General features: G+C 68.9%; 13 protein-coding genes. 7 read left to right on the top strand and 6 right to left on the bottom strand.

The window, feature by feature from the left end:
- Window positions 1–2,061, bottom strand: a 2,061-nt coding sequence (locus tag D7X74_RS30790; protein ID WP_147446738.1) for a TerB N-terminal domain-containing protein, incomplete at its 3' end; no start/stop codon positions are given.
- Window positions 2,062–2,261: 200 nt separating this feature from the next.
- Window positions 2,262–4,190: an ATP-dependent DNA helicase RecQ gene (locus tag D7X74_RS30785; RefSeq protein ID WP_120536584.1), complete on the bottom strand. Its 1,929-nt coding sequence runs from the start codon at window positions 4,188–4,190 to the stop codon at window positions 2,262–2,264.
- Between the two features lie 219 nt (window positions 4,191–4,409).
- Here D7X74_RS30785 and D7X74_RS30780 point away from each other — a divergent pair, with 219 nt between their 5' ends.
- The 6 genes from D7X74_RS30780 (at window position 4,410) to D7X74_RS30755 (ending at window position 10,937) form a co-directional block, all read left to right on the top strand.
- Window positions 4,410–5,954 (top strand): asparagine synthase-related protein, encoded by a 1,545-nt coding sequence (locus tag D7X74_RS30780; protein ID WP_158622319.1) that lies wholly within the window; start codon window positions 4,410–4,412, stop codon window positions 5,952–5,954.
- Window positions 5,939–7,132, top strand: a complete 1,194-nt coding sequence (locus D7X74_RS30775) for a glycosyltransferase (protein ID WP_120536582.1) — start codon at window positions 5,939–5,941, stop codon at window positions 7,130–7,132. Before D7X74_RS30780 ends, D7X74_RS30775 begins: the two co-directional genes overlap by 16 nt.
- Before the next feature lie 5 nt (window positions 7,133–7,137).
- The gene (locus D7X74_RS30770) at window positions 7,138–7,986 is read left to right on the top strand and encodes an ROK family protein (protein WP_120536586.1); all 849 of its coding nucleotides are present in this window, start codon (window positions 7,138–7,140) and stop codon (window positions 7,984–7,986) included.
- Between the two features lie 50 nt (window positions 7,987–8,036).
- A complete protein-coding gene (locus D7X74_RS30765) occupies window positions 8,037–8,972 on the top strand; it encodes an HNH endonuclease (protein ID WP_120536581.1) in 936 nt (311 codons plus the stop codon).
- 147 nt (window positions 8,973–9,119) lie between these two features.
- Complete coding sequence (locus D7X74_RS30760) at window positions 9,120–10,010, top strand: S1C family serine protease (protein WP_120536580.1); 891 nt, start codon at window positions 9,120–9,122, stop codon at window positions 10,008–10,010.
- Between the two features lie 12 nt (window positions 10,011–10,022).
- Entirely contained in the window at window positions 10,023–10,937 is a 915-nt protein-coding gene (locus tag D7X74_RS30755) for a S1C family serine protease (RefSeq protein WP_120536579.1), read from the top strand.
- 15 nt (window positions 10,938–10,952) lie between these two features.
- Here the strand turns inward: D7X74_RS30755 and D7X74_RS30750 are convergent, their stop codons facing one another.
- Both D7X74_RS30750 and D7X74_RS30745 read right to left on the bottom strand, forming a co-directional pair.
- Window positions 10,953–11,579, bottom strand: a complete 627-nt coding sequence (locus tag D7X74_RS30750; protein WP_120536578.1) for a hypothetical protein — start codon at window positions 11,577–11,579, stop codon at window positions 10,953–10,955.
- A gap of 67 nt (window positions 11,580–11,646) precedes the next feature.
- Window positions 11,647–11,883 (bottom strand): hypothetical protein, encoded by a 237-nt coding sequence (locus D7X74_RS30745; RefSeq protein WP_120536577.1) that lies wholly within the window; start codon window positions 11,881–11,883, stop codon window positions 11,647–11,649.
- A gap of 211 nt (window positions 11,884–12,094) precedes the next feature.
- Between D7X74_RS30745 and D7X74_RS30740 the strand changes: the two genes are divergently transcribed.
- Window positions 12,095–13,075, top strand: coding sequence for an oxygenase MpaB family protein (locus D7X74_RS30740; RefSeq protein WP_120584723.1), 981 nt, complete (start codon window positions 12,095–12,097; stop codon window positions 13,073–13,075).
- 61 nt (window positions 13,076–13,136) lie between these two features.
- On the opposite strand, the gene D7X74_RS30735 is transcribed toward D7X74_RS30740, so the two are convergent.
- Both D7X74_RS30735 and D7X74_RS30730 read right to left on the bottom strand, forming a co-directional pair.
- Complete coding sequence (locus D7X74_RS30735; protein ID WP_120536575.1) at window positions 13,137–13,721, bottom strand: redoxin domain-containing protein; 585 nt, start codon at window positions 13,719–13,721, stop codon at window positions 13,137–13,139.
- Window positions 13,722–13,795: 74 nt separating this feature from the next.
- A partial coding sequence (locus D7X74_RS30730) for a thioredoxin family protein (RefSeq protein ID WP_199741928.1) occupies window positions 13,796–14,426 on the bottom strand: 631 nt, incomplete at its 5' end.

Here is a 14,426-nt window from a genome sequence, read left to right as displayed (position 1 = left end):
GGCGGGAATCGAGAAGCCTTTCGCGGGAGCCCCCGCGAGTTGCATGGGTACCGGATTCACCGCAGCCGGGGCTCGTGCGGTAATCGCCGCGTGGACATCGGAATGGACACGGGAGTCGTCCAGGCCCAGCAGGGGATACAGCTTGGACAAGGTCTTGATTTCCTGCATCGCCACGCTGCCATCCGCCACCGCGACTTCCACGAGCAACTGCCCCAATGCGATGCGCGCCGCAGGAGTCAGCGTTTCCACCCGCTTCTTGAGGCCCGTCGTGGAGGTCGGCCGCTTGAGCAGCCACGCCAGATGGGCCTTGAGTCGAACCTTTTCGGCGGAGGCCAGGTCCAATGCGTTATCAAGCATGGCTTCCAATCGCGCGACTTCTTCAGGACTCACGGTTCCATCCGCTGTTGCCACGGCGGCAGCCAGATGCACGGTCGCCAGCGCCGCGAGGTAGACAGGGGAAGGGGCGGTGGGCGACTCCAGCGGCAGAAGAAAGACGATGGCCGCGTCTTCCACGCTCAAGGCAGGCCCGCTGAAACGCGGGTCTGGCTCCATTCCGAAACCCAGTTTCTCCACGGTCTGAGCCAGCCCCACCGCTTCGGACTTGGACATCTTGCCGGACACCGCCGTGGGCCAGTTCGTCAGAAGCGCTTGAGCCGGAAGCGTGGCGGAGTTTCGTCCCGAAAGTGCTGTCTCAAGGCTAGCCCGGAGCGCCTGGACCTCCTTACCACCATGGCCCGCCGCCAGTTCCTGGGGCAGCAGGGCCAGGGCGGCCAGACTGTGGCGTCCCTCCGGGTTCTTCCCAACCCAGCGGCTGTAGGGCTCAAGCTCGACGCAGCAGTCCTCGATGAGTGCATGCAGGGGCTTGAGCGAGGTTTCAGAGGCTTCGAAGACGGTGGCGGAGGTCAGGGGCACCATGCCGCCAAACGAGGCGCTCGCAGGCTGATAGCGGGCCTGGACCTGCGTCTTCCGGGGGCGGGGAACAATCCCCTCACCATGATCGCGCGCGTATCGGGCGCGAAACAGGGTCTTGAACTCCTCCGGACACCGGGTCGCGGGAGTGCGCAAGCGTGTATCGCCTGCTTCCACGGCCCAGGCCAGGGCCCAGTCCGCAGGCAGGGGCAACTTCCGAGAGGCAGCGGTGCCTACCGCCATGCGCACATCGAACGACGCCTCCCCTTCGCTGCGCAGTGCGAATTGCGGCACTTCCTTCAACAAACCCTCTTCGCCAACCCTGCGGACCCGAAGGACATCGAGGAACTGGGAGGCGTAGCGGCGAAACGAACCGTGTGACTCGTACACACGCAACAGGCGCTGGACTTCCTCTTCGATGGCCCGTGATTCCGAAGCAGCCGAGGAGTCTGTTCCCAGCTCGATGAGGACGCGACGCTCCAATCCGTAAAAGAAGAGGAAGACGTATCCGATGTAGACGTCCGACTTACGCCGTCCATCCGCGAGCCACTCCAGGTACCCAGCGCGACAGGCTGGAGGAATGGCTGAATAGGAAGGCCAGTAGTTCATGCCTTCGCCGCTGCGGTTGGGATGAGTCGCCACCGTGAGACGGGGGTTGATGAGGGCCGGCTCCGGACCGGGCACATTCACCGCAGCCAGCTTCTCCCCTACGTACACCATACCGCCCGGGATCCTGCGGCCTGCGACTTCGACACTCTCACCGGGTGCAACCCAGGCCGTTCCTCGCTTCATGGGCTGAGGAGAAGGAACGGCGGCAGGTGGCGCAGGCCGTGGCGTCGTGCCGCCAGAAGGCGCGAAGCTCTTCGCCGGCAGTACGGAGTCAAGTCGAGAGGGAATCGGCGCGGAAGACGCCTGGACATTCATCGTCGGCGGAATCTCCGCCTGTGAAGATTGCGTGGACCGAGCAGCCAGTTTTTCGGGGCCGCGTCCCTTCGCACTTTTCCCTGGAGCTTGTTCCTTGGACCGGTTCGTCAGGGAGACAAGCACCCAGATCACCAGTCCTATGAAGACAAGCGTGCACAGGACACCGCCCGAACCATCTGACTGGGAGGTAGCCAACACGGTTGGCAACTCCCGCATCCACGCCACCATGGTCCTGTTTCCCCCGATTGAAGCCGAAAGAGGTCCTTGGCTGAGTCTACCATTCAAGTCAGGTGGGAAACCGACCGCCAAGTCCCGACCATGGCTGCGCTCCCCAATGGGTGTCTATTGACCTCTCCATAAGAGGGATGGTGCGGGTGGCGGCATCCACGGTGGACCCCTCGAACATCCATGCGGCGGGGCTCTGCGACTCAGCGCCGTTCGCAGAAAGCCAGCACCTGGGCGAACGGCCACTCGGTCAGGGTGCCGAAGAGCTTGTTCCCGTTGAGCTTCGCCTTGGACAGCGCGGGGCTGCTCAGGCCGCAGAGGAAGCGCGCTGCTTGCCTTGGATGGCCCAGCGCGTCCGGGTGCTTCGCGACGAGCGTCCGGAACGTGGCCGCATCCAGTTGTTCGCGCAGGTCCGGCCGGGGATGCGGCGGCGGCAGCACGCGGGCCACGCCGGTGCGGCAGAACGTGCAGTGTCCGCACGGGGCTGCGCGTTGCTCTCCGAAGTGGGCCACCAGCGCGTTGCTCTGACACCCGTCATGCGTGACGAGCTTGAGCACCTCCCGCACGCGTGACACCTCCTGGGCCTCGCGCTTCTGGAAGCGCTCCTGCAACAGGGCCACGAGCGCTTGCGCGTCCTCGTGTTCTCGCAGCCGGGTGTAGCGCTGGCGAGGTTCGGCCACCTGCGTCTCGGCGTAGCCCTGCTCCTGGAAGTAGTCGAGCGCCTTCACGATGCGGTCGCGCGGCTGCCCCATCGCCTTGGAGATCTCGGCGGGGTCGAACGTGTACCAGGTGCGTCCCTTCTTCGCGTGCGCGAACAGGTCCTTCACGAAGCGCGCGCGCTCGCCCTGGAACTTCCCGATGAGCGCTTCCACCGTGCCCGTGGGCTGCACCTTGTAGCCCGCGTAGAAAGGCGTGCCCTGCTTCAACACACCTTCCAGTTCCAGGTACGTCAGCGCCGTGCGCAGCACCAGGGGGCGCAGGTCATGGCGGGTGCCCAGCGCGTACAGGTCCAGGTGCAATTCGGGCCCGGCGGACAGCAGCTCCGTCACCAGTCCCTCCATCGCCTCCGGTAGCGGCGTGTCCCCGAGCGCGAAGTTCTCCAGCGTGGGCACGTCGTCCGGACACACCAGCAGTTCCACCACCGACGGCTTGCCGTCCCGTCCGGCTCGGCCAATCTCCTGGCTGTAGCTCTCCAGGCCCTTGGGCAGGTTGTAGTGATACACGGCGCGCACGTCCGCCTTGTCGATGCCCATTCCGAACGCGATGGTCGCCACGACGATGCCCTTCGCGGAGTGGGTCCATGCTTCCTGCACCCGCTCGCGGTCCTCCGACTCCAGGCCCGCGTGGTACGCGTCCGCGGGCAGCCCCGCCGCGGACAGGAGCGCCGCGATGCGCTCGGCGGTCTTCTGCAGCGTGACGTAGACGATGGTGGAGCCGGGCGGGCGGGACTTCAGCCGCTCCACCAGCAGCGCGTCACGCGCCTCCAGGCCCGTGGGCGTCGTCTCCAGGGTGAGATTGCCCCGGTAGAAGCCGGTGACGACCGCGCTCTGTTCCGGGATGCCGAAGCCCTCGCAGATGTCGTGCACCACCTGCGGTGTCGCGGTGGCGGTGAGCGCCAGGATGCGCTCGGCGTTCAGCGTCCGCGCCGCCTGCGCGAGCTTGAGGTAGTCCGGCCGGAAGTTGTGGCCCCACTCGGAGACGCAGTGCGCTTCATCCACCGCGAACAGCGAAATTTGAAGTTCGCTCAGCAGGCCCATGAAGCGCTCGTTGTTGAAGCGCTCCGGGGCCACGTAGAGCAGCTTGAGCGTCCCGTCCCGCAGGGCCTCCGTCACCTCGCGTGATTCCTCCAGCGACAGCGATGAATCCAACCGTGCCGCGCGGATGCCCTTGCGGCCCAGCGCGTCGATCTGATCCTTCATCAACGCGATGAGCGGCGACACCACCACCGTGAGTCCGTCGAGGAGCAGCGCGGGGAGCTGGTAGCACAGAGACTTGCCACCACCCGTGGGGAACACCGCGAGCGCGGAGCCCTGGGGCTTCAAGAGGGCCGTGAGCACCTCGCGCTGTCCGGGCCGGAAGGACTCCAACCCGAAGCGCTCTCGCAACACGACGTCCACCGCATCCGCCCGCATGTCCCGCCCTCCCCTGTTCCAAGTGAAACCTGATTCCTACCGCGCCACCTGTCCCCACCGCACGGCGACGACTCCGTCGTTGCGCATGCCCGGTTCCTCACCCTCGCTCGTGCGTGCGATGCGAGTGGCACGATGGTTCGGAGACGAGGGCATGTCAGCCCGGCAGCGGGGGATGTGACTCTACATGAGCGCGGCTCCGGCCCTTATGATGCCGCCGTCATGCCGACCCGGACTCCCGCCGCTCCGCCCCCCGGAAGGACGCCCGCGCGAGGCCTGTCCGCCCGGGCGGTGGTCGACCTCTTGTGCCACGCACGCGCGGCCAACACGGTGCTGAAGCCAGGGCTTGAGGTGACGCTGCCCCGGATGGCTCGCGACGCGGGCGTGCAGGACGACGAGGATGCGCTTGCTGCGCGGTTGCTGGCCGCCTGGTCCGACACCGTGCGGGCCCACGTGGAGGCCGGCACGCATGAGGTGAGCTTGAGCGGCGGGGTGGACAGCGCCGCCCTGTGCGCGATGGTCGCGCGCCATGCACCCGGCAAGGTGCGCGCATGGACCATGGATGTGCACTTCGCGGACACGGTGGAGCGAAGCAATGCGCGTCGGATGGCGAAGGTGACGGGCGCGGAGCTGGTGGACGTGCTCATCCCCGACGCGGTGCTGCCGGACCTGTTCGAACAAGCGGTCCTCGCCAACCAGACCGTCATCCTCAACGCCCGCGCCGTGGCGAGCTTCGTGTTCTATCTGGAGGCCCACCGGATGGGCGCGGGCCCTGTCCTCTTGAGCGGCGCGGGCGCGGATGAAGTGCTCCAGGGCACCCCGGGCGCCATGGCCTCCGCGAAGGCCCGCGTGGACGAGGACCGGGCCCTGGCCCTGGAGATCTTGAGACAGGACGCCCCGGCGGTTGTGGACAACTTGCGGGCGTCGTTCCGCGACGACTCGCGCGATCATGAGACATCCCTCGGAGCCCCCCGGGGGGCTGTGGACAACTCGGGAACGCCCCTGGACGGGACAGGACTTCGCGATCAGAACCCGGGGGCACGCGTTGAGCCACCCGCTGGAGAAACCGGGCCCGTCCCCTCTGGAACCCGGGGTCGCGATCAAACGGCGAGCCCTCGCGACAGACTCCAGCCTGTGGACAACTTGAGGGGTGTTTCCGAGGGCGTGAACAGCGATCACGCTCCGGTATCCCCCCCTGTGGACAACCTGGGGGCCGTGCTCGCGGCGCTGCCCGCTCCCTGGGATCTGACTCCAGAGGCGTCCTCCGCCTCCCAGGAGCTTCGCTACGCCGAATGGGTGCTGCGGGAGCTCATCCTCCCGCCCGAACTGCGAGGCGCCCGGGCCCAGGGCCTCACCGTCCGCACCCCGTACCTGGACCCGGGCTTCGCGCGCGTAGCGCTCGCGCTGCCGGAGTCCGTGCTGATGCGGGACGGGTTCGGCAAATGGTTGTTCCGGCACGCCGTGCGCTCGCTCGTGCCCGATGAGGTGCGCCTCGCGCGCAAGATGCCCCGGTATGGGCATACGGCGCTCTCCAGTCCGGTGCGGACGCGCTGGCTGGAGCTGTACCGCGCCTGGCTGTCCCCGGAACGCCTGGAGCCCCTCCAGGTCATCGCCCCCCGGGCCGTCTCCAGACTGCTGGAGCGCTACACCCGCCTGTCCCCCGAGGACGCGCAGGCCGGGGTGATGGATCGGTTGTTGATGCGACTCGTGTCCCTGGCCATGCTCCAGGCCCACACCGAGGCGCATCCACCATGTCCCGAGTCCTGATCGCCACCTCGCCCGAGAAGGGCCATTTGAACCCGATGGTCGGGGTGGCCCAATGGCTGCGCCGCCTGGGGCACACCGTCGGCTGGCTGTGCATCCCCGAACCGACGCCGCAACTCGACGGGCTGGGCGTGGAGGTCCTCCACCTGCCCCACCGTGAAGCGCAGCCCCCCGGCATCGAGACCGGAGGCGAAGCGCTGGCGAAGCTGGTGCTGGATGACGTGGCGTTGGGCAAGTGGATCCGAGGCCTGCTGTTGGACGCGGCCCCAGCGCTCCTGGAGCCGGTGCGCGAAGTGGTGCGCGCCTTCCGTCCCGACGTGATGGCACTGGACGGGATGCAGTACGCGGCGGTGCTCGCGGCGCACACGGAAGGCATCCCCTGGGCGGGCGTGTCCTCCGCGCTCACGCTGCTGGAGCCCCGGCCGGAGATTCCCCTGCTGCGCAACGTGCGGGCCCTCAAGGACGACCGGCAGGCCCTGTTCCAACGGCACGGCTTCGACGCGCGTTTCCGCACCTGTGAATGCCTGTCGCCCCGGCTCAACGTCATCTTCGCCACCGAGGCCTTCCTGAGCACGGACGCCGGGGTGCCGCCGAACACGCTGCTCGTCGGACCGTCGATTCCGCCCGACCCTCGTGGCGATGAGGTGCCCTTCCCGTGGGAACGCCTGGGCCACAAGCCCGTGCTCTACGTGTCCTTCGGCAGCCAGATCTCCTATCAGCCGGAGTTGTTCCGAATCATCGCGGAGGCCGCGCAGCCCTTCGGCGTGACGCTGGTGTTGTGCGCGGGCGAGCTGGCCAACACGGACTTCCCAAGCACACTGCCCGGTGACGTGGTGGCGGTGCCGTACACCCCGCAGCGACAGGTGCTGGAGCGCGCGGCCGCGTTCATCTCCCACGGAGGCGCCAACTCCGTGATGGAGGCGATGACGGCGGGCGTGCCGATGCTGCTGCTGCCGGTGTGCAACGACCAGCCCGTGCAGGCGCACTTCCTGGAGAAGTCCGGAGCGGGGCTCGCAAGAGATCCGAAGCACCTCACGGTGGAGACATGCCGGGAGGCCATCGCCCAGCTCCTCGCGCCCGCGTCACCGATGCGCGAGCGGGTGGCGGAGATCTCCCGGTCCTATCGGGCCCACGACGGGGCCAGGACCGCCGCCGAACGCATCGCCGGACTCGTCGCGTGACGTCCATGCGGTGGAGTCCGCGCAGGCATCATCCCCCGGGCATCACACCGCTGGAGGTGTGGAACCTGCCCGTGTCCGGCCGTGAGCTGTGGGAAGTGCTGGGCTCGCCGTGGGTGGAGGAAGACCGGCGCGCGGGAGTCGCGGGAGCCACGCTCACAGCGCGCCTGATGCCGCCGCTGGCCGAGGCGCTCGCATTGCTGGTGAAGCGACACGCTCCGGATGCGGCGTATCTGAGTGGAGGGCTGGCGGAGCTGGACGGCTTCCAGGCCGCGTTGAAGGAAGCCACGGCCACCCTTCCCTGTCCGGTGTACATCGCGCCCACGCCTCGCTTCGCGCCCGTGCACGCGGGCCTGCGCATGTTGGAAGCCCAGGGCTTCAACGCTCCGGTCTGCGTGGACGTAGGCCAGACCAGCATCAAGTGCGCGAGGCTCGGCTCAACGCGTGTCTTCGAGCGGGATCTCACTCACCTGCCCCCCCTGTTCATCGGGCAGCCACGTCCCAAGGACGGCCACCACATCCGGGACACCGTGGCGTTCATCGCGGGCGCGCTGAGCACGTTCCTCAAGGAGGACGCACGGACCGCGCCGGACGCGCTGTGCCTCGCATTGCCGTGCCCGCTGAATGAGGACCTGCTGCCGGGAGGCTGCACCTACGGCTTCGAGGGCGCGGCGTCACTCGTGCCGGACATCCTCGCCCGCGCCGGGTTGCCGGCCCCAGGAGGGCCGGTGTTCGTGCTCAACGACGCGGAGCTGGCGGCCGAAGCCGCGCGGCGCGACCACCGCGTCACGGGACAGCGGGTGCTGTGCATGTCCCTGGGCTTTGGCCCGGGAGGAGCCCTGCTGGACCGGGGGTGACGTGACATGTGGGAGGGGGAGCCTGGTAGCCTGGTCGAAGACCCGTGCCCATGCCCTCCGACAACGACCAGGCCATCCGGTTGGCCGCCTTCAAGGCCCTGGAGGGACTGGTGGAGCAACACGGCGACGTGCTGCCGTGGGATGCCATCCAGGAAGGCTTCACGCTCCATGGCGAACAGCACCTGTTCGCCAACCGGACGCGCGGCATCTTCTGGCCCCGGCAGATGCAGGAGACCGCGCTGTCCATCAAGACCACCGTGCCGCGCGGCTCACGGGTGGCTCGCTACGACGATGACAACGTGGCCTCGGATGGAGCGTTCCTCTATAGGTTCCAGGGCACGGACGTGGAGGCCCGCGACAACCGCCGGCTCGTGCGCGCGCAGCAACTGGACGCGCCCCTCATCTACTTCTACGGCATCGAGCCCGGCATGTATCAGCCGCTGTGGCCCGTCTACATCTCCGACGTGGATCTCGCCTCGCACTCCTTCCACGTCATGGTGTCCGCGCCCGAGACGGCCCGGCTGCTCCAGCCCCAGCGCTATGCCGCGGACGCGAAGGCGCTGAGCTGGGAGCGTCGCTACACGACGGTGCAGGCCAAGAAGCGTCTGCATCAGGTCGCCTTCCGCCGACACGTCCTGCGCGCCTACGAAGAGCGCTGCGCGGTGTGCGGCTTTCCTCGCACGGAGCTGCTGGATGCAGCCCACATCCTTCCCGACCACGACGTCCGGGGCCACGCGGAGGTCCCCAACGGACTGGCCCTCTGCCGGCTCCACCACGGCGCCTTCGACACGAACCTGATGGGCTTCCGTCCGGACGGCATCATCGAACTGGCGCCCAGCCTGCTCGCCACCCAGGACGGACCGACCCTGGAACACGCGCTGAAGGGCTTCGTCGGCAAGAAGCTCCAGACGCCCCGCTCCGACGAGCTGCGTCCCAAGAAGCTGTACCTGGAAGAGCGCTACGAGCGCTTCCGCAAGGTGGGCTGAAGTCCCCTGCCCGAAGCACCGGGCACATGCATGACCCCGGTCGGATGGAGAGGCCACCTGCCCGAATGGGCAGGTCCCCGTCCTGCCCGGTTCGCCGATGTGGCGCGCCTTCGAGCCTTTTAGTTTCAGGCTCGAAAGGAACACCCCATGTCCACCGACGCCCTCCAATCCCTCTCGCAGTCCATCGCCACCGTCGTCGAGCGCATCGCGCCCTCCCTCGTCCGCGTCGAGGCCCGCCGTCGCCGGGGCGCCAGCGGCATCGTCTGGGATGCCGACGGTCACATCCTCACCACCAGCCACGCCGTCGAACACGAGGGCTCCATCCAGGTGGGCCTCGCGGACGGTCGCTCGGTCTCCGCCGAGCTCGTCGGCCGCGACCCGAGCACCGACCTCGCCCTGCTCAAGGCCGACGTCACCGGCCTCACCGCGCTCGCGCCCTCGCCGCTCGATGGCGTGAAGGTCGGCAACGTGGTGCTGGCCCTCGGTCGGCCGGGGCGCACCGCCCGGGCGACGCTGGGCATCGTCAGCGCGTTCGGCGGTGACTGGCGCACGCACGCCGGCGGCCAGGTGGACCGCTACCTGGAGACGGACGCCGACCTGCCGCCCGGCTTCTCCGGTGGCGCGCTGGTGGACGCGCAGGGGCGCTTCCTCGGCATCCCCACGGCGGCCTTCTCCCGCACCGCCGCGGTCATCATTCCCGGCGACACGCTGACGCGCGTGGCGAACTCGCTGCGCGAGCATGGCGGCATCCGTCGCGGCTACCTGGGCGTGGGCGCCTACCCGGTGCGCCTGCCCCGTGAAATCGACGGCACCAAGGCGGGGCTCATCCTGCTCTCGGTGGATCCGGAGGGCCCCGCCCAGAAGGCCGGCCTGCTGCTGGGCGATGTGCTGGTGAGCCTGGGCGGCCAGTCACTGCACGGCGTGGAGGACCTGCTCGGCTACCTGGGCGACGAGAAGGTGGGCACCTCCATCCAGGCGAAGGTGCTGCGCGCGGGGGAGCTGCGCGAGGTGCCCGTCACCGTGGGCAAGCGTTCATGAAAGGAGCCGGCCATGAAACTGTTGCAGCAGCTCTCCGATGACCTGGAGTCGCTCGTCGCTGGCGCCGCGCCAGCGGTGGTGGGCGTGGAGCACGCACGCGGCCACGGCACCGGCCTGTTCCTCACGCCGGACGGCTACGTGCTCACCAACCGGCACGTGGTGATGCGCACGCCCAAGCGCCTCGTCGTGCAGCTCAACAACGGCGAGGAGCGCCGGGCCACGCTGGTGGGCGGAGACGCCCCCACCGACCTCGCCGTGGTGCGCGCGGAGGGCGACGACTTCCCCACCCTGCCGCTCGCGGATCCGGAGACGGTGAAGGTGGGCCAGCTCGTGATGGCCATTGGCAATCCCTTCCGCCTGGAGCAGTCGGTGTCCCTGGGCGTGGTGAGCGCCATCAACCGCTCCATCACCCTGCCCGACGGCGTCATCCTGGAGGGGATGCTCCAGACGGACGCGGCCATCAACCCGGGCAACTCCGGCGGGCCGCTGCTGGACACGCGCGGACGCGTGGTGGGGCTCAACACGCTGGTGCTGCCGTATGCGCAGGGCATCGGCTTCGCGGTGAGCGCGACCACGGCGGCCTGGGTGGCGAGCCTGCTCATCCAGCGCGGCCGGGTGGACCGGAAGTTCCTGGGCATCGCCGCCGCGGCGGTGAACCTGGAGCCCGCGCTCGCTCGCGACACGGGTCAGCCCCGGGCCGTGCGAGTGCTGAAGGTGCAGGAGGGCACGCCGGCCGACGACGCCGGACTCCAGCCTGACGACCTGCTGCTCGGCATCAACAGCCGGCCCGTCAACAGCGTGGACGACCTGCAACGGCTGATGGCGCTCGCCAACGACGAAGAGGTGCACCTGGACGTGCTGCGCAAGGGCCGCCGCAAGGGCGTCTCCGCCCGCGCGCGCAAGCGCGTCGAGCCCGTGGCGGCATGAACCGACCCTGGGGGCTCACGGCCACGTCAGCATCAGCCCGATTCCATCCGGAGCGGGCACCAGCCGCGCCGTGAGCTCCCCATTCAGTCGCGCGTTGAGGAACGTCAGTACGCCGTCGAACACCAGCAGGAACCCACCCTGCACCAGCAGGCTCTTGCCCCATCCCCGCAGGCGCGCCGAGTCCTTGCGCGCTCCGCGCTCCCACAGGAAGCCGCCGAACGCGAGGTAGCCCACGTCCAGGCCCGCGTTGAAGAGCAGCAGCTTCTCCATGCGCTGCCCTTCGGAGAGGCTGCGCGCCAGGTCCCACGAGCCCGGGTCCGCGGTCGCCTGCCCGTGATAGCCGAGCACCGCGATGGTCAGGTTGACCACGTTCCAGGCCGCGTTCGCCTGGAAGAAGGCCCGCGTCTCTCCCTCGCTCGCGAAGTGCCCCGCCACGCCCGTGCCGATGTTCAGCACGGCCCAGCCGAACAGGATGCCCATCGCCACGCGGTTCACCCGCACCGCTTCGGCGTTGTGCTCCGCGAGCCAGGCCTTCCCGTCAGGAAGGGGCGCGGCGGCCTCCTGCCCCTGCGCCACCCACGGCATCGCGAAGAACAACAGCACCAGGACACAGCAGGAGCGCACGAGGCGGGCGGAAGCCATCGCGCCACTCTAGGGAGCCATCCCCTGGCGTCACGCTCGCGCGGGCCGCCCCGTGCACCGGTCAACGCTACCGGTCGCCGTCGTCGCTGAGCGGCGGTGCTTCGCGCGCGGGCTCCGTGCCCTTCTGCGCGCCGTAGCCGCCAATGCCTTTCTGGAGGATGCGGTCTTCACCCACGTCCTCGTCCGTCACGTCGCCCCGTTCGGTGCCCGGGCGCTGGTGTCTGGCTTCGCGCTCCAGTTCTTCGGCGCTCTGCGTGTCCGTGCGCTCGGTGCCCTTCACCGGCGTGCCCTTGTTGCTGGCCATGATGACGTCTCCTGTCCGGGAGTCGTGCTCCCCCCAGAAGGTCCGGCGCCTGTCGTCCTCCGACAAGCTCACCCCCATCGTCCATCCGACACACTGGAAGCCGGGCCGGCACGGTGGCCACCCACCGCACGCAGCACCGGCTGGCGCATCCGGCACGGCGTCGCGGACCGGGCTAGCATCACCGCCTGCCCTGCCTTCCGGAGCCCATCCCATGAACGACCCGGCACATTCCCACGCGGATGCCGTCCCCGCCGGCTGTCCCTTCAAGGCTCACGGCGCACGCCCCGACACCCGCGTGCCCGGGCCCGTCTACCGCAAGCCCTTCTGGAAGCCGCGCCTGGCGGAGGTGCGCCGGGAGATCGCCTCCCTGGACGCACGGCGGGACTGCCAGCGCATCGTGCACCTGCTGACCAACTACGAGTTCCCGTTCGACGTCCAGCGGGCCACCGAGGTCGCGCTCTTCCACACCTACGGCAGCCGCTCCGTCTCCACCCTGTTGGACCGCACCAGCGAGTTCAGCAAGCGCGGCCAGAAGCGCTACGACGACACGCGGCTGCTCATCGCGCAGTTCATGGAGTGCGGCTGGGACGTGGAGGCCGGGCGCCGCTCCCTGGAGCAGATGAATCACATCCATTCCTTCTTCCGCATCCCGAACGAGGACTTCCTCTTCGTGCTGTGGACCTTCATCGAATTCCCCATCCAGTGGATGGATGACTTCGGCTGGCGCCCCTTCACCGCCCACGAGCGCGAAGCCTGGTTCCATTACTGGTGTGAGATTGGCCGCCGCATGGGCCTCAAGGACATCCCGCCGGACCGAGCCGCCTTCGACGCCTACGTCCGCGACTACGAGGCGCGCGAGTTCGTGCCCAGCGAGGCCAGCCACCGCGTAGCGCAGGCCACCGTGGACATCCTGGCCGGCTGGGTGCCGCGCCCCCTGCGCCCGCTGGTGCCCCCCATCAGCCTGGGCCTCGTGCCCCCGCGCCTGCTGCCCGCCATCCAGTTCGACGCTCCGCCCTCCTGGGTGAAGGGCCTGACACGCGCGGCCCTCAAGGTGCGCAAGCACGTCAAACGCTACGTGTCGCTGGAGCGCTACCCGACCCCCATCGAGGGCAGCCTCAACCGCACCTATCCCGGCAACGCCTACCGCATCGAGCACCTGGGCCCGGACTACGCCCACCGGGACGCGAAATGAAGAAGGCCCGCGTCCCCCGAAAGGGACACGGGCCTCATTCACGTCACGGAAGCGGGACGGCTCAGCTCTTGTACTTCACCGAGCAGCCGTACGGCTCGGAGGTCGCCGTCGGGACCTGCTGGCCGGTGAGGACCGCGTCCACGGCGGTCTTCACGTAGTTGGTCGTCGCGCCCTTGCCGCGCGCGTCGTCGTCGATGGCGCCCGCGTAGCGCACCACGCCCTGGCCGTCGATGACGTACATGTGCGGCGTCGTCTTGGCCGCGTAGCTCTTGCCCACCTTGCCATCCGTGTCGATGAGCACCGGCTGCGTGAAGCCTTCCTTCTTCTTCCAGTCCGCCGCGAACTTCGCGTTGTGCGACGCGGTGGAGTCCACCGTCAGCCACACCACCTTCTTCGCATCGAAGCCCTTCTGCGTGGTCTGCATCGTCTTCGCCTCGTAGTGCCGCTTCACGAACGGGCACTCCGAGTTCGTCCACTCCAGCACCACGACCTTGCCCTTGTAGTCCGCCAGGTTGTGCGTCTTGCCAGCCTCGTCCTTGAGCGTGAACGCCGGAGCGGGCTTGCCCACCTCCGCGGTGTCGGCGGCCAGGACGGGAGCCCCGACGAAAGCCACGGTGAGCGCGACTGCCTTGAAGAACGGATTCATGACGGAACCTCCAGAGAGTTGAACGCTGCGCATCAACACCACTGCCACCACTTCCATCCCAGACACCCGGAAACTCAGGGCCGGGCGCACACCACCGAGCCGGCCTTCAACGGCGACTCGCAGCCATCCGCGCGCTGCACCGCCTGGATGACGCTGTCGGCGGTGAGCAACTCATTGAGAACCTCCGGCTTGTCCGGCGAGCCCGGGCTCAGCACCAGGTACATGGGCACGCCCGCGCGGCCGTGCGCCGCCAGCTTCGTGGTGATGCGCGCATCCCGGCGCGTCCAGTCCGCCACGAAGAAGGCCACGTTGTGCTTCATGAACGCCTGCCGCACGTCCTCGCGCGACAGCACGGTGCGCTCGTTGAACTTGCACGTCAGGCACCAGTCCGCCGTGAAGTCCACGAACACCGGCTGCCCCGCCGCCAGCGCCGCGGACACCGCCGCCTCGTCCCACGGCTGCGAGCCGCCATGCGACGACGCCGTCGCGCCGCGCGCCTCCACCGACGCCTGCGCCTCCTCGAAGCGCAGCGCCACCGTGCCCGCGCCCACCAGCGTCAGCACCGCGAGCCCCACCGTCACGCCCCGGCGTCCGCCCTCCAGCCCCTGCGACTGGCCATACAGCCACGTGCCCAGGCCCACCGCGATGAGGAACGCGAGCAGCCGCCCCATCCCATCCACGCCCGCGAGCCCGCCCATCACCCAC

It is taken from the genome of Corallococcus sp. CA047B, from assembly GCF_003612065.1.
Taxonomy (GTDB): Bacteria; Myxococcota; Myxococcia; order Myxococcales; family Myxococcaceae; genus Corallococcus; species Corallococcus praedator.
This window is presented reverse-complemented; position numbering and strand designations above follow the sequence as displayed.

Coding starts and splice junctions, on each gene's coding strand:
- D7X74_RS30785 (WP_120536584.1), bottom strand. CDS start 4,190: ATGCGGGCGGATGCGGTGGACGTCGTGTTGCGAGAGCGCTTCGGGTTG.
- D7X74_RS30780 (WP_158622319.1), top strand. CDS start 4,410: ATGCCGACCCGGACTCCCGCCGCTCCGCCCCCCGGAAGGACGCCCGCG.
- D7X74_RS30775 (WP_120536582.1), top strand. CDS start 5,939: ATGTCCCGAGTCCTGATCGCCACCTCGCCCGAGAAGGGCCATTTGAAC.
- D7X74_RS30770 (WP_120536586.1), top strand. CDS start 7,138: ATGCGGTGGAGTCCGCGCAGGCATCATCCCCCGGGCATCACACCGCTG.
- D7X74_RS30765 (WP_120536581.1), top strand. CDS start 8,037: ATGCCCTCCGACAACGACCAGGCCATCCGGTTGGCCGCCTTCAAGGCC.
- D7X74_RS30760 (WP_120536580.1), top strand. CDS start 9,120: ATGTCCACCGACGCCCTCCAATCCCTCTCGCAGTCCATCGCCACCGTC.
- D7X74_RS30755 (WP_120536579.1), top strand. CDS start 10,023: ATGAAACTGTTGCAGCAGCTCTCCGATGACCTGGAGTCGCTCGTCGCT.
- D7X74_RS30750 (WP_120536578.1), bottom strand. CDS start 11,579: ATGGCTTCCGCCCGCCTCGTGCGCTCCTGCTGTGTCCTGGTGCTGTTG.
- D7X74_RS30745 (WP_120536577.1), bottom strand. CDS start 11,883: ATGGCCAGCAACAAGGGCACGCCGGTGAAGGGCACCGAGCGCACGGAC.
- D7X74_RS30740 (WP_120584723.1), top strand. CDS start 12,095: ATGAACGACCCGGCACATTCCCACGCGGATGCCGTCCCCGCCGGCTGT.
- D7X74_RS30735 (WP_120536575.1), bottom strand. CDS start 13,721: ATGAATCCGTTCTTCAAGGCAGTCGCGCTCACCGTGGCTTTCGTCGGG.